The 22,462-nt window shown below is 57.2% G+C and carries 22 protein-coding genes; 15 read left to right on the forward strand and 7 right to left on the reverse strand.

From position 1 onward, the window contains the following. Window positions 1–166 precede the first annotated feature (166 nt). The 4 genes from nagA to ACR0C6_RS10435 are packed head-to-tail and all read right to left on the reverse strand — an operon-like array spanning window position 167 to window position 3,967. The gene (gene nagA, locus ACR0C6_RS10420) at window positions 167–1,300 is read right to left on the reverse strand and encodes an N-acetylglucosamine-6-phosphate deacetylase (RefSeq protein WP_480619168.1); all 1,134 of its coding nucleotides are present in this window, start codon (window positions 1,298–1,300) and stop codon (window positions 167–169) included. After that, window positions 1,297–2,325: an SIS domain-containing protein gene (locus ACR0C6_RS10425; protein ID WP_480619170.1), complete on the reverse strand. Its 1,029-nt coding sequence runs from the start codon at window positions 2,323–2,325 to the stop codon at window positions 1,297–1,299. The genes nagA and ACR0C6_RS10425 overlap by 4 nt, the downstream gene beginning before the upstream one ends. Before the next feature lie 12 nt (window positions 2,326–2,337). Beyond that, window positions 2,338–3,093, reverse strand: a complete 756-nt coding sequence (locus ACR0C6_RS10430) for a GntR family transcriptional regulator (protein ID WP_171118052.1) — start codon at window positions 3,091–3,093, stop codon at window positions 2,338–2,340. Next, window positions 3,080–3,967, reverse strand: a complete 888-nt coding sequence (locus ACR0C6_RS10435; RefSeq protein ID WP_480446954.1) for a glucosamine kinase nucleotide-binding domain-containing protein — start codon at window positions 3,965–3,967, stop codon at window positions 3,080–3,082. Before ACR0C6_RS10435 ends, ACR0C6_RS10430 begins: the two co-directional genes overlap by 14 nt. Before the next feature lie 158 nt (window positions 3,968–4,125). Here ACR0C6_RS10435 and ACR0C6_RS10440 point away from each other — a divergent pair, with 158 nt between their 5' ends. From ACR0C6_RS10440 to ACR0C6_RS10465, 6 genes are all read left to right on the forward strand, one after another. Then, the gene (locus ACR0C6_RS10440) at window positions 4,126–5,049 is read left to right on the forward strand and encodes an N-acetylmuramic acid 6-phosphate etherase (RefSeq protein WP_480446955.1); all 924 of its coding nucleotides are present in this window, start codon (window positions 4,126–4,128) and stop codon (window positions 5,047–5,049) included. After that, window positions 5,046–6,296 carry an ABC transporter substrate-binding protein gene (locus tag ACR0C6_RS10445; RefSeq protein ID WP_480446956.1) on the forward strand — a complete coding sequence of 417 codons (1,251 nt, stop codon included), beginning with the start codon at window positions 5,046–5,048 and terminating at the stop codon, window positions 6,294–6,296. Before ACR0C6_RS10440 ends, ACR0C6_RS10445 begins: the two co-directional genes overlap by 4 nt. A 63-nt stretch (window positions 6,297–6,359) precedes the next feature. Then, on the forward strand, window positions 6,360–7,274 hold the full coding sequence (locus tag ACR0C6_RS10450) for a carbohydrate ABC transporter permease (protein ID WP_171118044.1): 915 nt from the start codon (window positions 6,360–6,362) through the stop codon (window positions 7,272–7,274). A 10-nt stretch (window positions 7,275–7,284) separates the two neighbouring features. After that, window positions 7,285–8,124, forward strand: a complete 840-nt coding sequence (locus tag ACR0C6_RS10455; protein WP_480446957.1) for a carbohydrate ABC transporter permease — start codon at window positions 7,285–7,287, stop codon at window positions 8,122–8,124. After that, window positions 8,121–9,155, forward strand: coding sequence for a Gfo/Idh/MocA family protein (locus tag ACR0C6_RS10460; RefSeq protein ID WP_480446958.1), 1,035 nt, complete (start codon window positions 8,121–8,123; stop codon window positions 9,153–9,155). The genes ACR0C6_RS10455 and ACR0C6_RS10460 overlap by 4 nt, the downstream gene beginning before the upstream one ends. Beyond that, window positions 9,152–10,147 (forward strand): ABC transporter ATP-binding protein, encoded by a 996-nt coding sequence (locus tag ACR0C6_RS10465; RefSeq protein WP_480446959.1) that lies wholly within the window; start codon window positions 9,152–9,154, stop codon window positions 10,145–10,147. Before ACR0C6_RS10460 ends, ACR0C6_RS10465 begins: the two co-directional genes overlap by 4 nt. A 59-nt stretch (window positions 10,148–10,206) precedes the next feature. Here the strand turns inward: ACR0C6_RS10465 and ACR0C6_RS10470 are convergent, their stop codons facing one another. After that, window positions 10,207–12,438, reverse strand: coding sequence for a CHASE2 domain-containing protein (locus ACR0C6_RS10470; protein WP_480446960.1), 2,232 nt, complete (start codon window positions 12,436–12,438; stop codon window positions 10,207–10,209). 57 nt (window positions 12,439–12,495) lie between these two features. Continuing rightward, window positions 12,496–13,446, reverse strand: a complete 951-nt coding sequence (locus ACR0C6_RS10475) for a FecR family protein (RefSeq protein ID WP_480619171.1) — start codon at window positions 13,444–13,446, stop codon at window positions 12,496–12,498. 553 nt (window positions 13,447–13,999) lie between these two features. Between ACR0C6_RS10475 and ACR0C6_RS10480 the strand changes: the two genes are divergently transcribed. The 8 genes from ACR0C6_RS10480 to ACR0C6_RS10515 all read left to right on the forward strand — a co-directional run bounded on the left by ACR0C6_RS10480 (window position 14,000) and on the right by ACR0C6_RS10515 (window position 21,071). Beyond that, window positions 14,000–14,428: a hypothetical protein gene (locus tag ACR0C6_RS10480; protein ID WP_480619173.1), complete on the forward strand. Its 429-nt coding sequence runs from the start codon at window positions 14,000–14,002 to the stop codon at window positions 14,426–14,428. Then, complete coding sequence (locus tag ACR0C6_RS10485) at window positions 14,425–15,090, forward strand: MotA/TolQ/ExbB proton channel family protein (RefSeq protein WP_480446964.1); 666 nt, start codon at window positions 14,425–14,427, stop codon at window positions 15,088–15,090. Before ACR0C6_RS10480 ends, ACR0C6_RS10485 begins: the two co-directional genes overlap by 4 nt. Then, window positions 15,083–15,448, forward strand: a complete 366-nt coding sequence (locus ACR0C6_RS10490) for an ExbD/TolR family protein (RefSeq protein WP_480446965.1) — start codon at window positions 15,083–15,085, stop codon at window positions 15,446–15,448. Before ACR0C6_RS10485 ends, ACR0C6_RS10490 begins: the two co-directional genes overlap by 8 nt. A gap of 4 nt (window positions 15,449–15,452) precedes the next feature. Then, window positions 15,453–15,830, forward strand: a complete 378-nt coding sequence (locus tag ACR0C6_RS10495) for an ExbD/TolR family protein (protein ID WP_152460515.1) — start codon at window positions 15,453–15,455, stop codon at window positions 15,828–15,830. Then, window positions 15,827–16,975, forward strand: a complete 1,149-nt coding sequence (locus tag ACR0C6_RS10500) for an energy transducer TonB family protein (RefSeq protein ID WP_480446966.1) — start codon at window positions 15,827–15,829, stop codon at window positions 16,973–16,975. The genes ACR0C6_RS10495 and ACR0C6_RS10500 overlap by 4 nt, the downstream gene beginning before the upstream one ends. A gap of 235 nt (window positions 16,976–17,210) precedes the next feature. Beyond that, window positions 17,211–19,097, forward strand: a complete 1,887-nt coding sequence (locus ACR0C6_RS10505) for a DUF3604 domain-containing protein (RefSeq protein WP_480446967.1) — start codon at window positions 17,211–17,213, stop codon at window positions 19,095–19,097. 157 nt (window positions 19,098–19,254) lie between these two features. Further along, window positions 19,255–20,085: a peptidyl-prolyl cis-trans isomerase gene (locus tag ACR0C6_RS10510; RefSeq protein ID WP_480459119.1), complete on the forward strand. Its 831-nt coding sequence runs from the start codon at window positions 19,255–19,257 to the stop codon at window positions 20,083–20,085. After that, window positions 20,082–21,071, forward strand: a complete 990-nt coding sequence (locus ACR0C6_RS10515; RefSeq protein WP_171229426.1) for a HupE/UreJ family protein — start codon at window positions 20,082–20,084, stop codon at window positions 21,069–21,071. Before ACR0C6_RS10510 ends, ACR0C6_RS10515 begins: the two co-directional genes overlap by 4 nt. 162 nt (window positions 21,072–21,233) lie before the next feature. Here the strand turns inward: ACR0C6_RS10515 and ACR0C6_RS10520 are convergent, their stop codons facing one another. Beyond that, window positions 21,234–22,148, reverse strand: a complete 915-nt coding sequence (locus ACR0C6_RS10520) for an AraC family transcriptional regulator (RefSeq protein ID WP_480619176.1) — start codon at window positions 22,146–22,148, stop codon at window positions 21,234–21,236. A gap of 90 nt (window positions 22,149–22,238) precedes the next feature. Between ACR0C6_RS10520 and ACR0C6_RS10525 the strand changes: the two genes are divergently transcribed. After that, window positions 22,239–22,460 (forward strand): hypothetical protein, encoded by a 222-nt coding sequence (locus ACR0C6_RS10525; protein WP_152460509.1) that lies wholly within the window; start codon window positions 22,239–22,241, stop codon window positions 22,458–22,460. The last annotated feature ends 2 nt before the right edge of the window (window positions 22,461–22,462 follow it).

Here is a 22,462-nt window from a genome sequence, read left to right on the forward strand (position 1 = left end):
GTCATATGCCTGAAATATGCGCCGAAGGATCGGGGCGGACCACCCGCAAAAAGTTGACAGCTCTATTCGTGAAGATTTGAAAAATCAGAAATTGGCCGTCAGTAAGCGCGCGCAGCATCGGCATCATGCGCGCGCTGGGCAGCCGGTCGGATCAACGAGGATTGGGTCAGGGTTGCACCGGTCTGACCCCGGACAGATCCGGGGCAATCCGTATCATGTGCGACAGGTCAGGTATCAGCCCTTTGCTTTTAGCGGAAATCATCCCAAGCGGAACGCTTGTTGCTGCGGCGAGTGCATCCTGAACGGGGATCTCTGCTTGTTCCGTCAGAACCCGCACCGCTTTTGTCAGGCACAAGTCGGCCCCGGCCAGAGTGCCGTCCTCCAAAGTCAGCCTGCCGTTCTCCCGCCGGATGCGGCGTCCCTCCAACCGAAACTCGGTCAGTGACGTTCCGGCGACCGCCATCGCATCGCTGACAAGGAAAATCCGCCCTGGTCCGCGCTTGGCGGCCCAGGCAATCCGCATCGTATCGGGATGTACATGGATGCCATCCGCGATCAAGCCCGCCGATAACGACCCGCAGGATAGCGCCGCGCCGACCAATCCCGGTTCACGACTGCCAAGCTGGCTCATCGCATTGAACAGATGCGTTGCGCACTGCGCCCCGGCCCTTGAAAACGCCAGGCAGGTCTCAAAGGGGGCGTCCGTATGCCCCAGAGAAACGATGGCCCCCGCGCGCTTCAATGCTTCAACCTGTTGCAGAGTTGTGCTTTCGGGCGCCAGCGTGACCATCAATGCAGGCAGGTGTTTTGCAGCGTCGATCAGAGTCTCCAGATCGGTTTGCTGCATCGGGCGGATCAGGGCGGCATCATGTGCACCCTTGCGTCGCACAGACAGGTGCGGACCTTCCAGATGCAGGCCCGCAATGCCCGAAACACCCGTCTGAACGGCCTTGATGGCGGCATCAATCGCGGCCCGGGTTTTCTCGGCCGTGTCCGTGATCAGGGTTGGCAGGATGCGAGTGGCACCCAGCGCGCGATGAGCGCTGGCGATTTGGGTCAGCGTGTGAACCGATGGATCGTCGTTGAACATCACGCCCCCGCCGCCGTTCACCTGCAAGTCCGCATAGCCGGGGCTGAGGATGTCGCCATGCAGATCCTCGATCTGGTCATCCTGTGCGATCTGGGCCGCAGGCAGCAACGCATCCAGCACACCGTTTCTGAACCGTGCGGCGTATCCTTCACGCAATTCAGTGCCATCGAAGATTGGGCCGCCCGTAAAGGTAACAGTAGAGCTGGTCATACCGTTTCCGTCACTTTTTTCAGATGGCGTGGTGTGTCCGGGTCGATCCCGCGTTGTGTGGCCACCTTCTCCACCATTCCGTAAAACGCAGCGATTGTCGGTATCGGGTCCGTCATCCAATGCGACGTCCGGACATGGGGCAGTTCTGTGGCGTGTTTCACGCGGCCAGTTGTGGCGAAAACCACAGCGCCTTTGGACGCAAGTGCGTCCGCAACTTCGGCCAGATTGTCCTCTGCTGCGTCCCCGGACGACAGGGCAAGCACGGGAAAGCCCTGATCCACGATGGAAACCGGGCCGTGCAGAACCTCGGCCGCCGAATAGCTTTCTGCGTGGATCTGGCAGGTTTCCTTGAATTTCAACGCGGCTTCGTTGGAGATTGCCAAAGTCAGGCCCCGGCCCAAGGAAAACAAAGAACGCCCATCCACCGCGTTCGCCACGGCGCTCCAGTCGCAGGCGATTGCGGTCGACAAACTGTCCGGCAGCCCATGGATTGCGCGCAACAGGTGATCATCGCGCTTCACCTGCGCAATCAGCCACAGCCCGGCGACCAGCGACGTCACGAATGTCTTTGTCGCCGCTACGCTCAGTTCGGGGCCCGCGTGAATGGGCAGCGTTGCCGCAGCCGCCTCGGCCAGGGCAGAGGCAGGGTTGTTCGTGATCGCGACCGAGTAAGCCCCGCCGGATGTGAGCGACTGCGTGAGCTGCACGATATCCGGGCTCTGACCGGATTGTGAGACTGAGATGCAGACTGCATCCTCGCACCGCATGTCGACCCCGTAGATGGACTTTACCGACGGTCCGACCGAAGCCATCGGCAATCCAAGCAACAGTTCCGAGGCGTATTTCAGAAAGCTGCACGCATGATCCGAGGATCCGCGCGCCACCGAGATCAGGAACCGCGGGTCGCTGGCCCGGATCTCGTTGGCGGTTTGCGCGATCAAATCTGCACCTTCGGTCAGAAGGCGGTCTACGGCGTCGGGAATCTCATCGATCTCGCGCCGCATCTGAGTGGTTGTGTCAGGCATTTTCCCAGGCTTTCAATTTGACAGGCGCAGCTCGGCCACAAAGTCATAGGCGTCACCGCGGTAGATCGAGCGGGTCAATTCAGCGACCCGTCCGCTTTGCAGATATGAGGTGCGTTGAATCCGAAGCCCGGCCGTACCTTCCGCAACATCCAGAAGCTCTGCCTCGGGCGGTTCGAGGTTGATGGCCGAGATTTTCTGGATCGCGCGCACCGGTCGCAGACCAGATTGTTCAAGAACAGAGTAAAGCGACCCCGTCACTTCGGTGGGGTTCGGCAGGATATCGAGCGGAAGGGCCGCTTTTTCCAACGCCATCGGGCGTCCTCCTGCCTCTCGCAGGCGGTAGATACGCGCGACTTGTTCATTTGCCGACAAGCCCAATGCCATCATTTCTTCCGGGGATGGCAGGAAAACCCCACGTTCCAGCCATGTCGAGGTCGTCTTGAGCCCGCGCCGCTCCATGTCTTCGGTGAACGATGTCAGATGGGACAGCGATTGTTCAACCTTCGCTACGGGTTCGCGAACAAAGGACCCAGACCCCTGACGTTGTTCGATTGCACCTTTGCGCACCAGTTCATGAATGGCCTTGCGCACGGTCACACGGGACAGGTCGGTGATCTCGGCGATTTCTCTTTCAGGGGGCAGCGAACTGTTGGGAGGCAGAATGCCGTCCTTGATCCCTTGTTCAAGGCGTTGACGGAGCTGTACATAGCGCGGGCCCGAGCTGTGCCCCAACCATCCTTCGGGCCGCAGGAAATCAGCTATGTTCATGTTCGATTTCCTCCAGATACGCCTGTGCCAATGCAAGTGCGCCGGACAGTGGATCGCCCGCGGGCTGGACCAGAGCAGATTGCATTTCCGCAGGCAGGTACGGCGCGTAAAGGGGGCCGATTCCGCCGGTCAGACAAACGGGCAGGCCAACGTTCCAGCCCATTTTCTTCATCACGTCGATCAGATAGCCCGCACCATCCCGCAGGATGGATCCGGCCAAATCGTCCCCGCGATTGGAAAGCTCGGTCACAAGCGGGGCGAGGGCACCAAAGTCAGATGGCGTCATGTCAGCGGCGGCCCGTACAATTCCCGCGGCATCGCCAAATCGAGACAGCAGATCCTGCGCCAATGCCGAAGGGCCGGTCGTGCCGTCCGTGTGCTCCAGCGTCTTCGCCAGCGCCCGTTTGCCAACCCATTGCGCGGAAGCCTGATCGCCCAGAACAGAGCCCCATCCGCCGGCAAACTTCATCGTGCCACCCCTTTGCATGGCGACAAAAGAACCGGTACCGCAATGTGCGACAAACCCGTCCTTGGCCCCCAATGCGCCGCGCAAAGCTGCTGCGCGATCATCTTCGATCCGGACGTGCCGAAATGGCAATGCCGTCGCAAGTTTCCGGGCAATCGCGTCACCTGTTATCCCGGCCAGGCCCAGATAGGCGGGCGCTTGCGCAAGCTCCTCGGGCGAACGGCCCGTCTGAACGGCCAGAGCTTCCAGGCCGCGCCGCAGTTCGATGCAGGCGGCCTTGAAATCCGTGGACACGTTTGCCGCGCCGACTTCGACTCTGTGTGTTTTGCCATCGACAAAAGCGGCGACGCGGCAGCGCGTTCCGCCCCCGTCGGCGGCCAGGAACATGGGTTTTGATGACTTTACCATATACAGACCTTTATAATACCTTTTGCGCGTTTTGAAGTCCTAATTGCGACCAAAGTGGCGAATATCATGCTATATCAGCCAAAAATATCGAAAAAAATAAATGGTAGACTAATGGTATTTAAAAGGTATGATATCGAGAGTTCTTGGGGGAGAATCACTTGTTTACGCCGGCGACAGAACAATTGCATCAGGATGCGCATGGGCTTGATACCCGTCCGCTGGCCGAAGTGGCCGGCCTGCTGGCGCGGTCGCAGGTGTCAGCGGCGACGGCAGTGCTTGACGCGCTTGGCCCGATTTGCAGCGGGGCGACCGCCATGGCCCAGACGATCCGGTCGGGCGGCACGCTTCGGTATCTTGCGGCGGGGTCTTCCGGCCTCATGGCGGCCTCGGACGCGCTGGAGCTTGGCGGAACCTTTTCCATCCCGTCGCAGCAGATCCGCATTCATATGGCGGGTGGAATGCCGACCACGGCAGACATGCCGGGGGATGTAGAGGACGCTGTTGATGGGCTGGCGCAAGAGGTGTCGGATATGGTTGCCAATGATACGCTCATCGCGGTCTCGGCCAGCGGCACCACGCCTTATACCGTCGCCGCCGCAAAACTGGCGCGCGACCGGGGGACGCCCGTGATCGGGATTGCAAACAACGCGGGCTCGCAATTGTTGCAACTGGCGGACCATGCGGTTCTGCTTGCGACCCCTCCGGAATTGATCTCGGGCTCAACCCGGATGGGGGCCGGCACTGCGCAGAAAATAGCCCTCAACACGTTGTCGACGCTGATGGCCATCGAGCTTGGGCATATTCAGGACGGCATGATGATCAATCTGCGGGCGGACAATGACAAGCTGCGCGCACGCGCCAACGGAATCGTTTGCCAACTGACCGGCGTATCACCTGAACGTGCTGATGATGCCCTGAGGGCCGCGGATGGGAACCTGAAATGCGCGGCACTTGTCGCCGCAGGTGCCGTATCGGCCGAGGATGCACAAAAGCGACTGGCAGAAACGAATGGCCGTCTGCGTCATGCGATGAACCGGCTGAATGAAGATAACGAACATAGCAACCTGGGAGAAACCAAATGAAACGCAAAGTTCTGAGCCTGGCTCTGATGAGCACGGCGCTGGTCACAAGCGCCTATGCGCAAGACGCCACGCTGACAATCGAAAGCTGGCGCAACGATGATCTCGCCCTGTGGCAGGAAAAGATCATCCCTGCATTCGAGGCGGCCAATCCAGGTATCAAAGTTGTTTTCTCGCCTTCAGCCCCGGCGGAGTACAACGCAGTTCTGAACTCCAAACTGGAAGCCGGATCCGCCGGTGATCTGATCACCTGCCGCCCGTTCGATGCTTCGCTGGCGCTGTACGAAGCGGGCCATCTGACCGACCTGTCCGATCTGGATGCGATGGACAATTTCTCGGACGTAGCCAAATCGGCGTGGCAGACAGACGATGGGTCAGCCAGCTTTTGTGTTCCGATGGCATCGGTGATCCACGGTTTCATCTACAACAAGGATGCGTTCAACGAACTGGGTCTGGAGGTTCCGACCACCGAGGCAGAATTCTTTGAAGTGTTGGACAAGATCAAGGAAGACGGCACCTATATTCCGATGGCAATGGGCACCAATGACCAGTGGGAAGCCGCAACGATGGGCTATAACAATATCGGCCCGAACTACTGGAAAGGTGAAGAAGGCCGCCTGGCTCTGATCAAAGGCGAACAGAAACTGACCGACCCTCAGTGGGTCGCGCCTTTTGCCACTTTGGCGAAATGGGCCGATTATCTGGGTGACGGATATGAGGCGCAGACCTATCCCGACAGCCAGAACCTGTTCACTTTGGGCCGCGCTGCAATTTACCCGGCAGGCAGCTGGGAGATTGCAGGTTTCAACACGCAGGCAGATTTTGAGATGGGCGCCTTCAAGCCGCCGGTCCAAAATGCCGGTGACACCTGCTATATTTCGGACCATACCGATATCGGCATTGGCCTGAACGCTGCCAGTGAAAATCAGGAGGCTGCCCGCACGTTCCTGGCCTGGGTCGCAAGCCCGGAATTCGCCAGTATCTTCGGCAATGCGGTTCCCGGTTTCTTCCCTCTGTCCAATACTCCGGTTGAACTGGAAGATCCGCTTGCCAAGGAAATCGTCGGGTGGCGGGATGAGTGTGAAAGCACCATCCGTTCGACCTATCAGATCCTGTCACGTGGCACGCCCAACCTCGAAAACGAGACCTGGGGTGCATCCGTTGCAGCCATCAAGGGCACCGAAAGCCCCGAGGCTTTGGGCAAGAAACTGCAAGACGGGCTGGCCAGCTGGTACGCACCGCATCAGTAAGACCTGAACCACTCTCACCGGACGCGGCCCGTCGCGTCCGGCACCTTTTCCCCGGAGATCCCCATGCAGACCCGCCGCATACGCTGGCACATCGCCGTTTTCCTTGCACCTGCGGTGCTGGTCTACACGGCGGTGATGATCCTGCCCTTGTTCAACACGCTCCGCCTTGCGCTGTTTACCGAAGTCGATCAGGCGCGTGTGTATGTGGGGTTGGAGAATTTCCGAACCTTGTTCCTTGATCCGCTCTGGTCCGAGCAATTCTGGAATGCGCTGGGCAACAACTTCTGGTTCTTCCTGATCCACATGCTGGTGCAGAATCCCATCGGAATCGCCCTGGCCGCGATCCTGTCACACCCGAGGCTGCGCTTTGCCGCACTCTACCGGTCGGCCATTTTCATTCCGACGATCCTGAGCTTCGTGATTGTGGGTTTTGCCTGGAAACTGATCCTGTCTCCGCTTTGGGGGATTGCGCCCTCGATGCTGGACGCTGTTGGCCTGAAATCCCTGTTTGCTCCGTGGCTGGGCAAGGAAGAATACGCGCTGACAACTCTGGCGCTTGTCTCGGTCTGGCAATTTGTCGGCATCCCGATGATGCTGATCTATGCGGCCCTTCTGTCGATCCCCGAAGAAATTCTTGAAGCCGGAGAGATCGACGGGATCACCGGAGCTTCGGCTTTCTGGAAAATAAAACTGCCGCTGATCCTGCCTTCGATCGGGATCATCTCGATCCTCACATTCGTGGGCAATTTCAACGCGTTTGACCTGATCTATGTCTCTCAGGGCGCGCTGGCGGGGCCGGATTTTTCCACCGACATCCTGGGTACTTTCATGTACCGCACGTTCTTTGGCTTCCAGCTGCAACTGGGTGATCCGTATATGGGGTCAGCCATTGCCGGCGCCATGTTCGCCATCATCCTTGTGGGTGTCTGCATTTACCTTTTCGGCATCCAGACCCGGATGCGCCGGTATCAGCTGTGAGGGCTCTGCAATGAACAAGGCACGCTCGAGTCCACTAAACACCGCCGCAATGCATGGTGCGCTGATCCTTTACACGTTGATCGCGCTGTTCCCGGTTTTCGTGATCATCATCAACAGCTTCAAAACGCGCCGTGCCATCTTTCGCGAGCCGCTTGCCTTGCCTGATGCCGAAAGCTTTTCCCTGATCGGCTACCAGACGGTGATGAAGCAGGGGGATTTCTTTCTCTACTTTCAGAACTCGCTGATCGTCACCGTGGTTTCACTGGCCTTTATCCTTCTGTTCGGCGCCATGGCCGCCTTTGCCCTCAGCGAATACCGGTTCAAGGGCAACATGTTGATGGGGCTCTATCTGGCGCTTGGGATCATGATTCCGATCCGCATCGGCACCGTGGCGATCCTGGAGATGATGGTCGCCACAGGGCTTGTGAACACGCTCTGGGCCCTGATCTTCGTCTATACGGCACAGGGTTTGCCGCTGGCGGTGTTCATCCTGTCCGAGTTCATGCGCCAAGTCAGTGATGACCTGAAGAATGCAGGGCGCATCGATGGGCTTTCGGAATACACGATCTTTTTCCGGTTGGTGCTGCCTCTGGTCCGGCCTGCCATGGCAACCGTCGCCGTGTTCAACATGATCCCGATCTGGAACGATCTCTGGTTCCCCTTGATCCTGGCACCCGCTGAAGAGACCAAAACCCTGACGTTGGGCAGCCAGGTCTTCATTGGCCAGTTCGTCACCGACTGGAACGCGGTTCTGTCCGCGCTCAGCATGGCGATCCTGCCGGTTCTGGTGCTCTACGTCATCTTCTCGCGCCAGCTGATCCGCGGTATCACTTCAGGAGCTGTCAAATGACCCGGGTTCTGATCGCTGGTCTTGGCAACATGGGCCTGAGCCATGCCTTGGCCCATCATCGCCACCCCGACGCACGGATCGTGGGGCTGGTCAACCGCACAGGTCAAGTAGACCATCCAGACCTGTCAGGCTATCTGGCCTATTCGGATTTTCAGGCGGCACTGGCCGAGACAAACCCCGATCTGGTCGTCGTCGCAACCTATTCCGACAGCCACGCAGATTTTGCCTGCGCCGCAATGGAAGCAGGTGCGCATGTCTTTGTTGAAAAACCACTGGCCACGACGGTTGCGGACGCCAGACGCGTGGTCGCAAAAGCAGTGGAAACCGGCCGGAAACTGGTGATCGGATATATTCTGCGGCACCACCCTTCATGGATGCGACTGATCTCGGAGGCGCGCGATCTTGGCGGGCCGTATGTCTTCCGTCTGAACTTGAACCAGCAAAGCAGCGGGGCCGAATGGGAAACCCACAAGGCCTTGATGCAGACGACATCGCCTATCGTCGATTGCGGCGTGCATTACGTCGATGTGATGTGCCAGATCACCGATTCCGATCCCGTCCGCGTGCATGGCATGGGCCTGCGCCTGAGCGATGAGATTGCCGAAGACATGTATAACTACGGCCAGTTCCAAGTGATTTTCCAAGACGGCTCGGTCGGCTGGTACGAGGCCGGCTGGGGCCCGATGATGTCCGAGACCGCCTTTTTCGTGAAAGATATCGTGTCACCCAACGGATCGGTTTCAATCACGGATGGCAACAAGGGCGCATCCGCGGATATCGACGGCCACACCAAGGTTGGCGGCCTTCTGGTCCACCGCCCTGACGGCGACCGGACAATCGAAATGCCGGATGAGCCCGGCCATCAGCAACTCTGCGATGCCGAGCAAGCCTATATGCTGCGCGCCATCGCCGAAGATATCGATCTGACCCGCCACATGAACGATGCCGTGCAATCGCTGGCCATCTGTCTGGCCGCTGATGAAAGCATCCGTACCGGCCAACCCATATCGCTGAAAGAGACACGCACATGACCGCCCTGACGCTGCAAAACGTGAATAAATCCTTCGGCACCGTCGAGGTCCTAAAGGATATCAACATCGACGTTGACGAGGGCGAATTCGTTGTCTTCGTAGGCCCCTCGGGCTGTGGCAAATCCACCCTTCTGCGTGTCATCGCGGGGCTCGAGGATGTGACGTCGGGCGAAGTGCGCATCGGCGGAGAGCTCATGAATCTCACCCCGCCTTCGAAACGCGGTATCGCGATGGTGTTCCAGAGTTACGCTCTCTATCCCCACTTGAACGTGCGCAAGAACATGTCATTGGCGCTGAAACAGGAGGGCCAGAGCAGGCAGATCATCGACGAGCGTGTCGAAAGGGCAAGCAAGATGCTGAACCTTGAACCTTACCTTGACCGGTATCCTTCCGAACTGTCCGGTGGTCAGCGCCAGCGCGTCGCCATCGGTCGTGCCATCGTCCGGGAACCAAAGCTGTTTCTGTTCGACGAGCCTCTGTCCAATCTCGATGCGGCCCTGCGTATGAATACACGGTTGGAAATTGCGAACCTGCACCGGCAGCTTGACGCTTCGATGATCTACGTGACCCATGACCAGACCGAGGCAATGACTCTTGCCGATAAAATCGTCGTTCTGCGCGACGGGCGTGTGGAACAGGTCGGCAGCCCGATGGAGCTTTACAACAATCCCGCGAACCAGTTCGTGGCCGGTTTTCTTGGGGCGCCTTCGATGAATTTCTTTCCTGCCAGCATGATCGGCGAAAGCGCAGACATTACAACGGGTATCCGGCCGGAAGACCTGTTTTTGTCTGACGACGGTCCGGTGGTCGCAAACGTCACCCATGTCGAGCATTTGGGCGGTGATACCAACGTGATTGCCATGATGCAGGATCACCAGATCACCGCGCGCCTGTTCGGGCAGCATCAGGTTGAAGCCGGTCAGAGCATCCGATTTGGATATTCCCCAGGCAGGGTCTATCGCTTCGACGCACAGGGTGCGCGTCTCGCGTGACACGGACTGACGCAGGGCTTTGGGGGCCGTAGTCAGCCGAGTTTTCCATGCAGCGCCGCCTAAACACCACCGGCTATTCTGGTGTTTCGGGTGAACATGACAGGCCCGGATGATGAAACTGCGCGGAAATCGGCCGCGCGACCCGCCAAAGCGCGATAGAACTGGCGCAATCCGGGTTCGATATCTGCGGCAAGTTCTTCGCAATGCTGACACATGCGCAGGATGTCGCCCTGCGGTTTTCGGGTTCTCAATGCTGCGATCAACTTACCGTGCCGTGCAACGAGTTCCTGGAACGCGTCCGTCTTTCGCAAAGCTGAATCTCCAACCAGAACAAAAACGGGCTCTGGGTTGGCTTTGCCTTTCAGGTCAACATGGCCTGCCTGCAAAAACGCCAGGTCATCGCGCCCGGCTTGATACACCGCGTCAGAGACGACAATGTCATACTCGACCGTTCGACAACATTGTTCGATCCGTGCCGAAACATTCACGACATCTCCGATAACCGTATAGTTGAACCGTTTTTGCGATCCGATGTTGCCGACGCAGGCCTGTCCCGTGGCGATTCCGGTTGCCAGCGCTATCGGCTTTCGGTTCCGCATGATCTCGGATGCATTGAACTGTGCCAGAGCACGCCGCATCCTGAGTGCGGCAAGCCCTGCGCGGCATGGATGGTCCGCGACGGGTAAAGGCGCGTTCCAGAAGGCCATGATGGCGTCACCGATGAACTTGTCGATCGTGCCACGCTCATGCAGGATCTGATCTCCAAGCTTGGAAAACAGCGCGTTCAACAAGGATACAAGTTCCGTTGCCGACGCGGACTCGGACAGAGCGGTAAATCCCCGGATATCCGAAAACATCACGGTGATTGCCTGACTTTCTCCGCCCAATTGCAGCTGGTGGCCCGAATTCTCCATTTCATCAAGGATTTCCGGGGCCACGTAATGCGAAAAGACTTTTCGAATCTGGCGCTTTTCACGCTCGGTCGAAACAAAAAGATACCCCGCCAGCAGACCGAAATTTGCGATGCCTCCAATCAGGGGAAAAGTGGCATCGAACAGGATGGATTGGTTTTGAAAAACCAGCCAGCTGATGGCAAGAACGGCTGCGGCGGCTATGCCACCGGCGATGAAGGATGCGATGGCACCAAAGCTGGACATGACCGCAATCACCACAAGCCCGAGAAACGCAAAGGCAAGCAGTTCCTGTGCTGCGGTTATGTCAGACCGGCTGAGCATTTCCCCGGTCAGAGTCTGCTCGATCATTTGGGCATGAATTGAAACACCGGGGACGCTTTCGCCAAGTGCCGTCTGGTGAATATCGAACAAACCGGCAGCTGAGGTTCCGATCAGGATAATTCTTCCTTCGATTTCGGATCGCAGCCCGGGGTCTTCAGTACCTTCCAGGACATCCTTGGCTGAAATGTAAAGGTCGGGGCTGTCCCGCCGGTACTTCAGCCAAAGCTCGCCATTCTCGGTTGTCGGTAAACGGTATCCGGCGATTTCGACGGCCAGCATGATGCCAGCCTCGTCAGGCGCGCCTTCCACGAAGATGCTGGTCTCACCCAGGGCGACCCTGAGGGCTTCGACGGCAAGGCTTGGCAGCGGACCGTCCGGACCGTTCCAGAGAACCGGCGCCCGTCTTACGATGCCGGTTCCTCCGATGGGCGAGACATTGACCCCGCCGACACCCGCCGCCGCCCGATCCAATGGTGGCGCGATCGGCGTCCAATGCGGAACCGAGATCAGCCCCTCGGTGGGGCTTTCCCCGAATTCAATGATTCCGGCCTTGGCCGCAATGGGCTCACCTTTGGCCGACAATCGCGCGGCCACGCCCAGCACCACGGGCCAGTAGGCCATTTCCATCCCAAGCAAGACATCGTTGTCCAGCTTTTCGGCATGGCGTTCCACAGTCAGTACGCCCGCCAGCGATGGATCATTCAGAAGGCGAGACGGCGAATACCGGTCAGGTTCAGCAAACAGCATGTCGAACGCAATCGTCGCGGCGCCGTAGTCACCCAGATTTTGAACCAACTGCGCAACCAAAGTGCGGGGCCAGGGCCATTGTCCAAAGCTGGCAAGCGAGGCCTCATCGATATCCACGACGCGCACGGGGAGTTCGGGATGGAACTCCCGCGGCGACAGTCTTTGCAAAACGTCGAAATAGATCAGGCGCGTCATTCGAACCGGGTACGGATCCCACGCCCGGATGAAGCAACCCAAAAGGATCAGACCCAGCCCCACGAGGCGGAAGGCCCATCGCCCGTTCCTGGATTTCCGCGCCTTGTCGCTCACACCATCCTCCAGACAAATGGAACTGGAACTGCGTGTTCAACAGCAATTCCCGAGCAATTACGGATCAGTTTCTTCCCGCTCTGGTTCGTCCCGTTCGGGCTCCTCAGGTTCCGGTTCTTCCCGTTCGGGTTCCTCATGTTCAGGTTCTTCCGGTTCAGGTTCTTCCTGCTCCGGTTCTTCTCTGTCGGGCTCTTCCTGCTCTGGTTCTTCGCGTTCGGGTTCTGCATGGTCCGGTTCTTCTCTTGCCGGTTCATTGTTCGCGGAAGGCGAAGGGCCAGAGACCGTATTCTGCGCTTCGCGCTGCTGAGGAGGGTCCCTACGGGCTTCCGACCGGTCCGCCTCGATGCGCCGTATGGGCGCTCCATCACCTGAACACCCTTCAACGCGTACCTGCAAAGGGGGCAGCAGCCCTTCCTGGGACTGAACGAATGGAAACCCGCTTTTCAGCGCTTGTTCGTATTGTGCCTGATCGGCAGGCCGTCCTACTCCTCCGTCTACGCTTGTTGCGAACATGCTACATTGACGCCCCGAAGATCTGCACGCGCCCTGACTGCCGCACATGCGGACCGTACCTTGCAGGACAAGCATCGCGCTTTGTTTTTCCGACACGATCCACATGTCGAAGGTGGTGCCGCGCACGGCCATTGTCGCCGAGGGAGTCCTGATCGAGTAAGCTCTTTTTCGGCTTTTCCCGGAAATAAACCGAAAACTGCCACCCAAAGCCTGAACGGCAAAGCTCTTGGCTTTGCGGTTATTTCGCAACATGGACACATCCAGAACCATGCGTGCGTTGGGGCCAATGGCAATCTTGGTGTCATCCACAAAAACGATTTGGATTACGCCAGTCTGATCAGTGCTGAGCGCGTCGCCGGACGCAACCTCCATTCCTGAATAAACGGGTTGTGCTTTTCCCGCGCGAACAACTTGGGCGCCTTGTTTGACGCTAATAATTTTTCCGATGTTGGCGATGGTCTGCGACGGTATGGCCACGACAACGCAAAGAACCATTACAATCTTTAACAACGACAAACTCGAACCCCTTCCCCCAATGGGCTTTAAAGCACGGAAACCGCGCTGTGCTCGACGCTTGCCTCTCAAAAAGCATGTTATTATCATTCATATGCATTAAAAATGTAGACAAATATGCATTTTTTTTCGCGCTTTTAGCAAGAATTAAGTGAAAACGACGTTCAAAAACCGCTTTGAGTGATTTTCTGTGAAGACTGGATCGAGCGCAGTTTCGCGCCTTTTGTTGCGGCTTAAGCACCTGTTTGGAAAAAGTGCGACTTTTCAAATTAGATCCGACATCAACTTGCTGGTTGTCCAGATGCGCTGAGCAGCTTTGTGCGCAGTTGAAATTCTGATTGCGCACCGTATGTCTTGCCGTGAACGTACGTATATCAACACGCGCTGACGACCCTTTTACTTTGCCACCCTTCGCGGCTCTTTTTTGCCACCCTTCGCGGCTCTTTAATGTGACATGTCCCTCTGGTAGAAACGCAGATGGGCAAGCTGACGGTCGCTGCCCGATTGTTCCAGCGCTGCAACACGGAGTCTGTTCATGCTGTTTCGTCGCATTATGGTCGCGGCCATGTTTTCTGGCTGTTTGCTGTCCACAGCGTCTGCACAATCCGATTCCGCTGCACGGCTCTTTGTGGAGCTGAACTCGGCCGAGGATGTCGCCAGCGCGTGCAGGTTGACGTTTCTGGTCAAGAATGAAACCGGGCAGCCGATCGACGGTGCCGTGTTCGAAACCGTCATTTTCGACACCGAAGGTGGTGTGTTGAACCTTTCACTTTTCGATTTTCGCGATCTGCCCGCCGACCGGCCCCGGGTGCGCCAGTTCGACCTTTCCAACAGAACATGTGACGCAGTTGGACAAGCCTTGATCAACGGCGCGAACTCCTGCGTCGTGGATGGTACCGAAAGTGACATATGCGACAGCACCCTCACGCTGAGCAGCAGGGTGGAAATGGAGTTGTTGGGATGAGCCCTGTAGCCGCACTTCGTGAGATTTTTGACCTCGGCGGGCCGGTGGTGGCGATATTGATCGCCATGTCGGTTTTGACGCTGGCGGTCACCCTCTACAAACTTTGGCAATTTGCAGCCTGCGGTGTCGGGCGGCACAAGGTGCTGTCTGAAGCTCTGGCGGCCTGGGACGCAGGAGATCACAGTGCCGCGCGCGCCAGGCTGGCGGACAGCAGCAGCTATCTTGCCCCTATTGTGGGCGCGGCGATGAATGCATCTGGTGTTCCGGGGGCCGATGACCGGCTGGATGCCGAAGCGGGTTTGGCGCTTGCCGGGCTGGAACGTGGTTTTCGTTTGCTGGACACCGTGGCGCAGTTGGCGCCTTTGCTGGGTCTTTTTGGTACGGTTTTGGGTATGATCAGTGCATTCCAAAGCTTGCAATCCGCTGGATCATCGGTTGATCCGTCACTTTTGGCCGGCGGCATCTGGGTGGCCCTGATCACCACGGCCGTTGGTCTGGCCGTTGCGATGCCAACTTCGATGGTTTTGTCCTGGCTTGAAAGCCGAACCGCACGCGAGCGTGTTTTTGCGGACAAGGCACTGCGTACGGTTCTGGTTCCCGGTCATTCCATCCAAAGCACAGAGGCGGCGGCACAGGTCCCGGTCGCCCCAGAACATGCGTAACACTGCACCTTTTGTGCGGCGGCGCATGTCGATGACGCCGCTTATCGACGTGATCTTTCTGCTTTTGCTGTTTTTCATGCTGTCCTCAACGTTTTCGCGGTTCAGCGAGATCGAGTTGAGCAGCGCCGCCACAGGCGGGAATGCCGACGCTACGCCGCCCGAACGCCTTTTCGTGCAACTTGGCCCCACACGTGTTGTCCTGAACGGCCAACCCCTGTCGCTTGAGGAATTGTTCGATCAGGCCCAGGCCGGTCAGGTGCTGGTAAGCCTTGATACCGGGACAACCGCGCAACGTCTTGTGGACCTGCTTGTCCCGTTGCGCGGGCGCGAAGGTTTAACAGTCAGGGTGTTGGAGTGAGGCAATGATCCGTTACATCCGACCCGGTCGAAATCGCGATTCCACAATTCCGCTGATCAACGTCGTCTTTCTGATCCTGATCTTTTTTCTGATTACGGGTACGATTGCACCGCCATTGGATCCCGATCTGGATCTGGTGAATACTGCGGATCTTGACGGTCGCGAGCCGCCGGATGCGCTTGTTCTTCATCGGGACGGGACATTGAGTTTTCGCGGCAATCCGATCGAGGCAGAAGCTTTCATGGCCGCGCATGACTCGGGGCCCGTGCGGATCGTTCCAGACAGGAATGCGTCGGCCTCTCGATTGATGGAGATCACCAGCAGTTTGCGCCGGTTGGGTGCGCCAACCGTTTTTCTGGTGACCGAACAGGCCCTCGAATGATCAGGCGGTCCGTTTTTGTTGCAATCATTGCAATTTCGATTTCCGTACTGGTGCATCTGATCGGCCTGATTGTCACTGTACCAGATTTGTCAGACCCGGCTTCCGGGGAAACCGGTACCGACACGATCGAACTCAGCAACGCGTTCGAAGAGTTGGCCGATACCACGATCGAACCCGTACCGCCTGCGCCGGATGAACCGCCAACCTCTCCGGTGGAACCGCCAACCCAGCCGCAGGAGGCAGAAGTTCCGACAAGTGATGCCCGCGTGGCCTCGCCGAATCCGCAAGAGACGTTCACGCCCGATACCGGGGATTCAACGATTATCCAGCCGAGGGCGCCGGATGAGGTTGTCGTGGACCCTGTAGACCAGAACCTGAAGGACGAAGGCGAAGCCGCCGAAGCTGAAGGCGCTGTGTCGGCAAGGCCCGAAGCGTTGGCCGAAACACCCGAGGTGCCGATTGAAGAGGCGGTTGCTCCGGTTGAGCCTTCTTCTGCCGAAGAACCGGTGTCCGAGGAACAGCAACAGATTGCCGCGTTACCGGTCGAGGTGGCTCCTATTGTTCCGGAAAACACGTCCCCACTTGAACCTGTAATACCAGAAGAAGCGTCGGAACCTCTGGATGACGACGCCGAACTGACCGTACCCGATGCAAGCGTGGACGGATCCGAACAGGCCGTGGCCACGTCATTGCGGCCTCGCCTTCCAGACCGACGCCCGCAACCCACTCTGCGGGGTGCGTTGGATCCGTCAAGCAACTTTGATGCTCTGAGATTTCCGGAACAGACGATTGAATCACCTCTGGCGACGTATCAAAGAGAGGGTGTCGACGCCTTCCGACAAAACCGGGGCGGCACCCGTTCAGGCGGGCGGGGGCCGGGAAATTCGGACACCACGAACTATGCGGGTCAGGTTCTTGTTCATCTGAACAGGGCGCCAATCGTTTACGTTGCCGGTCGTGGCTATGCGCGGGTGTTTTTCCAGATTGACCCGGATGGTTCATTGGCTTGGGTTGATGTCGTCGAAAGCTCTGGCTCGCCGGAAATAGAGCGCGCAGCCAAAGAACAGGTTCGAACCGCCGCACCTTTCCCGCGCCCGCCTGGGGGCGTCAGCCGGAAGCTTTCATTTTACTATCAGATAAGATGATCCGACGAGTCTTGTCAGGTGAACACGATTAGCGATCTCCCTAAGGGCTTTCGCCGAATTCCCTGATTGCGCGGGTTTGCAGCTCTCAGATTAAAAAAACCCTTTGGCCAATAGAATGTGATATAAGAAAATGGGAATATAATAATGGCGCGATGAAATTCGCCCTCACAGCTAAGTATTCCTGAACTGGGAGGTCACTTTGTTTCGGAAATCTGCTTGCATAATCTCACTCGTATTGGTCCCTGCTGTTGTTGGTGCCGACGCCGTACCCAGCGAAGATGCTGCCGAGGGATTGTTTTCTGATCAGCCCTATTCCCCTTACGCCCAACGCACATTTCCTGAACGCCCATTATGGGGAGACACTCACCTTCACACCGGGCTTTCGCTGGATGCGGGTGCTTTCGGGAACACCTTGCTGCCGGATGAGGCGTGGCGTTTCGCCAAGGGTGAGCAGGTCATTTCTTCGACGGGTCAGCCTGTAAGACTGTCACGACCCTTGGATTGGATGGTTCTCACGGATCACACGGACCTGATGGGGTTCGCGCCGGATTTGCAGGCTGGCAAGCCGGGCGTTCTTTCTGATCCCAAAGGACTGGAGTGGTACGAGGGGTACAAGGCCGGCGGGGAAGAAGCCGGTAAAGCGGCTTTCGACATCATCACCAATTTTTCGCAAATGACACTGCCGGAAATCCTGTTGGAATCCTACAGCCCTGGCGCCGATGCATTTGCCTTTACCTGGGAAAACATCGTTCTGGCAGCAGAGCGGCACAATGACCCCGGCACCTTTACCGCTTTCATCGGCTTTGAATGGACCTCGGTACCGAAAGGGTTCAACTTGCACCGCAATGTCATGCTGCGCGATGGGCCAATCAGGGCGCTTCAAATGGTGCCGCCGGTCACGCAACCGCCCTACGGTGATACGGATCCAAAGGCGCTTTATGCCTGGCTTGAAGAGTACCAGGAAAAAACGGGGGGGCGTGCAGTTGCCTTTGCCCATAACGGGAACCTGTCGAATGGGTGGATGTTCCCAACCGAAGACACGTATCACGGCGGCAAAGTTGACGAGGAATATGTCGCGGACCGCGCAAAATGGGAGCCCCATTACGAAGTCACCCAGATAAAGGGCGACGGTGAAGCGCATCCTTTCCTGAGCCCGGATGACGAATTTGCCGATTACGAGAACTGGGACGTCGGCAATCTGGACATAACCGAGTTGAAAACCGATGACATGCTGGCCGGAGAATACGCCCGAGAGGCATTGAAACGCGGCTTGATGCTGGAAGAAAAGTTTGGCGTGAACCCCTATAAATTCGGCATGGGGGGTGCGACGGACAGCCATACCTCTCTGGCTACGGCCGAAGAAGACAACTTCTTTGGAAAATCCGTCAGCGTCGAGCCCTCAGCCTCGCGTATCAAACATCCGTTCATAGCCAATGACCTTGGTGAAATTCCCGGCGATTTGCTTGTCGCCTCCGGATACACGGCCGTCTGGGCCACTGAGAATACGCGCGCGGCGATCTTTGACGCGTTCAAGCGCCGCGAAACCTATGCAACGACCGGGCCAAGGATCGGTCTACGGTTCTTTGGCGGATGGGATTTCAGTGAAGCAGACGTTGAAACTCGTTTCCTTGCCAATGTTGGCTATACCAAAGGCGTGCCAATGGGTTCGGACCTGCGCCCGCGCGAGGGCGAGGCTGCGCCAAGCTTCCTGATCGCCGCTTTGCGCGACCCGGTTGGTGCCAATCTGGACCGTGTTCAAGTGATAAAGGGATGGCTCGACTCCGAAGGTGCCTTGCAGGAAAAGGTCTACGACGTCGCATGGTCGGATAACCGCGAGGTCGATCAAAACGGCAAAGTCCCTGCGGTTGGAAACACTGTGGACGTGGAGACTGCCAGCTGGACCAACACAATCGGAACGGCCGAACTTGTCACCGTATGGTCAGACCCGGATTTCGATCCGAATGCACGCGCGTTTTACTACGTCCGCGCCATCGAAATTCCAACGCCGCGTTGGATCCTGTACGACAAGTTGAGATACGGTATCGAATTGCCCGAGGATGCAGTGCTTACGCATCAGGAACGCGCCTATTCGTCCCCGATCTGGTACACCCCGGCAGAGTGATCCGTTCTGCGATTGGAACACAAGCCGAGTTAATGACCTTACCTCGGTGCGTCCTCCGCGTTACTGTAACACGCGGAGGGCATCATCATGCAAAACCCGACCCGATGACGCCAACATCTGAACAAACAATCTGGCCACGTTTCACGCAGGAGGCTTGATGCGAGTACTTAAAGAACCTCTGCTCCATTTTTTTTTGATTGGAGCGGCAATTTTTGTTTGGTTCCATATTGTAGCACCGGAAAGCGAGAGCGTTGAAGATCTTGAGAAAATAACACTCGACGAGGATGACGTGGCGCTTTTGTCCGCTCGTTTCGAAGCGCAGTGGAAACGCCCTCCAAGCGATTCGGAACTGAAGGCTTTGGTCGACGCATCCATTCGTGAAGAGGTTCTGGTCAGGGAGGCAAGACAACTTGGTCTGGATCGCGGAGATCCCTTGATAAGGACCCGGCTGAGCCAAAAAATGGATTATCTGACCGAAGCCATTGCCACTTCCATCGTTCCGAATGACGAAGATCTGGAGGTTTTTCTTCAGGAAAACGCGGAACGCTATGCAACGCCTGTCATGGTGGCCTTTAATCAGGTCTTTCTTGGAGAGGAGCCCGGAGAGGCCGAAATCGAGAAAGCACTGGCCACCGTGCGCGCCAAGCAGGAAATCTCCGAACTGGGCGGTTCGACCTTGCTGCCGGCGTCAATGCCTTTGTCCGCGACGCGGGTTGTCGAGTCGGTCTTTGGAGGAGGGTTTTCGCAAAGCATCACAGAGGTCGAAACAGGTCAGTGGACGGGTCCGATCCGGTCAGGTTACGGTATCCACCTTGTCGAGGTCGTTGCTGTCGAGCCCAGCCGAACACCTCCTTTGGCTGAAATCCACGACGCGGTGCTGCGGGATTGGCGCCGCGCGATGAGTGAAGACTTGGCGCAAGCGCAATATCAGTCTCTGGCCGAAAAATACGAGATTGTGGCCCCCGATCTTTCAGGCCCAGCCAAATGAGAGCTTTGATCTGCTTCCTGCTTGCGCTGCTGTTTGTGTGGCCTGCAAATTTCGCTGCTGCGCACGCGCTTGATCCGGGATTTCTGGAAATTCGTCAAATTGCCTCTGACACCTGGAGCGTTCATTGGCGAAAGCCCGACGTGAATGGCCAACCGATGGCGATTGACGCAATTTTGCCAGATGGCTGCACTCCGGCGCGTGGCCCGGATCCCATATCCGACGGTCGAGGGTGGGTTTCGTCCTGGGTCGTCGAATGCCAGGCGGGTATCGCGGGCCAACCCATTGCCATCGAGGGCCTTGAGACTCAAAGAAACGATGTGCTGGCGCGTGTGCATCCCGTTGATGCTCAACCTTCTACCCTTCGTTTTACACCGGATATCAATGCCCAAATCATACCTTCTGAACAGTCGACATGGTCAGTGTTTGCCGCATATTCCCGGTTGGGTTTTGAACACATATTGGAAGGTTGGGATCACCTTCTGTTTGTCTTCGCGCTGTTTGTTTTGGTCCGCGATCCATGGAAACTTGTCGGAGCCGTAACAGCGTTCACACTTGCGCATTCAATAACCTTGGCGCTGGCAACGATGGGCGTTTTGAATGTTCCCGGACCACCGGTCGAGGCCGTTATCGCACTGTCCATCGTTTTTCTGGCGATGGAGATCGTCAAAGGCGGCGAAGAACGGTTCCGGCTTTCAAAGCAGAAACCCTGGATCGTATGCTTCGGGTTTGGGCTTTTGCACGGCCTTGGTTTTGCAGGGGCATTGGCAGATATCGGGTTGCCCCCTGACGATATTCCCGCGGCATTGCTGGCCTTCAACCTCGGTGTCGAAGCCGGGCAACTGAGTTTTATTGCGGCTTTGGCTCTTCTGATGGCGACCTGGCGGCTGATCGCGCTTCCGGTTGGCAAACATGCCACGGTTTTGACCGCCTATGGCATCGGGTCAGTGTCAATGTACTGGCTGATAGAACGCGTAAGCGGTTTTTGAACCGCAGCGAAGTCGCGAGAGTTGAGCAAGATTTTGTGGATCATGACGGCGCATGACCCTGAAAAGTAATACGGCCCGGGCCTGACCTGCTGAGCTTTCGCGCGGTTTCGGATTTGCTTCGATGAAAGGCCATGGTCACAAACAGCACAAAGCCCAGTGTTTTCAATCGACAGTTGCTGATGGCAATTCGCCGAAACACTTTTTGTAATCTTGTGAGAACTGCCCGATATGCCAAAAGCCGTATCGGTTTGCGGCGTCAGAAATCGACAGATCTTTGCCTTGTTCTGCAAGCAGGCTTCGAACCCTGTTAAGGCGGAGCCTTGTGTAATAGGCCTTTGGGCCGATACCGAATTTTTCGTTGAACGCGCGTTCCAATGTGCGCAATGACACGCTGATATCCCCGCAGATCTCGCTGATGGGGACGTTTTCGTCCGGGGTCGCCGTCATCCGATCAATGGCCGCAGCAAGTGCCAGCGCTTTTCGGTTTATCCGCGGTTCCCTGCGATCCGCCCCGCCCCCCAAAGCGATCCGCAGTATCTCTTCGATCAAATGGGTTTCGCCCTGTTCTGACGAATTTGGGTTCGCCAACAAAGTCTGAATGTCGTTCAAAAGCGCAGCCGAGCGATCAGGTGGCGTTGCAGGCAACAAAAATGCCCCGAATTCGGTATCAGAGACTGCGATCCCCAGCTTCTCGCTTATTTTCATCGCATTCTCAGATTCAACGGTCATCGTATATCCGCCGAACCCGCTGTCGCTGATACAGTCGAACTCATCGCCGCTGCCGAAGGACAAAAACGGTGGCGTTTCGATGCTGGTACCGTTCCAGTCCGTCAGTCTTGAATGGGTAGGGATGCCAAATGTGATGTGCCCCTTCGGAGACGCGCCGATCTGGTGCACACGCCGCGAGAAACCAAACTTCATAACGGAAATAAGCGGGCCGGATCTGACCTTGAAATCCGCCTGCATTTCGCCGTCTTCGATCTGACGGAAATCCATATCCCATTTGGATATTGCGGCGATTTGGTTCGGATCACGGAAAGTGGCCGCAAAAAACCGGGGCGCTTCGGGCGGGGCCAAGTCTAGTTTTGTCGATTTTTTGATGCGGTGCAAAATATCTCCCCTGTAGTTTGCATGAAAAGCTTAGTCGAAACATAGGAATATGTTCAAATGAAATTGCCAGATCCGCTTGCCGCGCCCAAACGTGGTCGCCCTCCGCTTCCGAAAGCAGAAGTGCGGTCGGAACGGATCGTGACCCTTCTTACACCCTCACAGCGTCACAGGCTTACGCGTCTTGCGGATTTGACCGGTCAGACGCTTTCCAGTGTCGCCCACGATCTTATCGCACAGGGTCTGGAGCGAGAAGAAAACCCAAGGAAAAAGGAAACCTAAAG

It is taken from the genome of Ruegeria sp. AL12, from assembly GCF_056540885.1.

Bases quoted from the DNA above. Each gene is read 5' to 3' on its own strand.
- ACR0C6_RS10525 (WP_152460509.1), top strand. From the start codon at position 22,239: ATGAAATTGCCAGATCCGCTTGCCGCGCCCAAACGTGGTCGCCCTCCG.
- ACR0C6_RS10445 (WP_480446956.1), top strand. From the start codon at position 5,046: ATGAAACGCAAAGTTCTGAGCCTGGCTCTGATGAGCACGGCGCTGGTC.
- ACR0C6_RS10495 (WP_152460515.1), top strand. From the start codon at position 15,453: ATGATCCGTTACATCCGACCCGGTCGAAATCGCGATTCCACAATTCCG.
- ACR0C6_RS10500 (WP_480446966.1), top strand. From the start codon at position 15,827: ATGATCAGGCGGTCCGTTTTTGTTGCAATCATTGCAATTTCGATTTCC.
- ACR0C6_RS10425 (WP_480619170.1), bottom strand. From the start codon at position 2,325: ATGCCTGACACAACCACTCAGATGCGGCGCGAGATCGATGAGATTCCC.
- ACR0C6_RS10480 (WP_480619173.1), top strand. From the start codon at position 14,000: ATGCTGTTTCGTCGCATTATGGTCGCGGCCATGTTTTCTGGCTGTTTG.
- ACR0C6_RS10435 (WP_480446954.1), bottom strand. From the start codon at position 3,967: ATGGTAAAGTCATCAAAACCCATGTTCCTGGCCGCCGACGGGGGCGGA.
- ACR0C6_RS10490 (WP_480446965.1), top strand. From the start codon at position 15,083: ATGCGTAACACTGCACCTTTTGTGCGGCGGCGCATGTCGATGACGCCG.
- ACR0C6_RS10485 (WP_480446964.1), top strand. From the start codon at position 14,425: ATGAGCCCTGTAGCCGCACTTCGTGAGATTTTTGACCTCGGCGGGCCG.
- ACR0C6_RS10460 (WP_480446958.1), top strand. From the start codon at position 8,121: ATGACCCGGGTTCTGATCGCTGGTCTTGGCAACATGGGCCTGAGCCAT.
- ACR0C6_RS10430 (WP_171118052.1), bottom strand. From the start codon at position 3,093: ATGAACATAGCTGATTTCCTGCGGCCCGAAGGATGGTTGGGGCACAGC.
- ACR0C6_RS10510 (WP_480459119.1), top strand. From the start codon at position 19,255: ATGCGAGTACTTAAAGAACCTCTGCTCCATTTTTTTTTGATTGGAGCG.
- ACR0C6_RS10465 (WP_480446959.1), top strand. From the start codon at position 9,152: ATGACCGCCCTGACGCTGCAAAACGTGAATAAATCCTTCGGCACCGTC.
- ACR0C6_RS10450 (WP_171118044.1), top strand. From the start codon at position 6,360: ATGCAGACCCGCCGCATACGCTGGCACATCGCCGTTTTCCTTGCACCT.
- ACR0C6_RS10455 (WP_480446957.1), top strand. From the start codon at position 7,285: ATGAACAAGGCACGCTCGAGTCCACTAAACACCGCCGCAATGCATGGT.
- nagA (WP_480619168.1), bottom strand. From the start codon at position 1,300: ATGACCAGCTCTACTGTTACCTTTACGGGCGGCCCAATCTTCGATGGC.
- ACR0C6_RS10475 (WP_480619171.1), bottom strand. From the start codon at position 13,446: ATGGTTCTTTGCGTTGTCGTGGCCATACCGTCGCAGACCATCGCCAAC.
- ACR0C6_RS10515 (WP_171229426.1), top strand. From the start codon at position 20,082: ATGAGAGCTTTGATCTGCTTCCTGCTTGCGCTGCTGTTTGTGTGGCCT.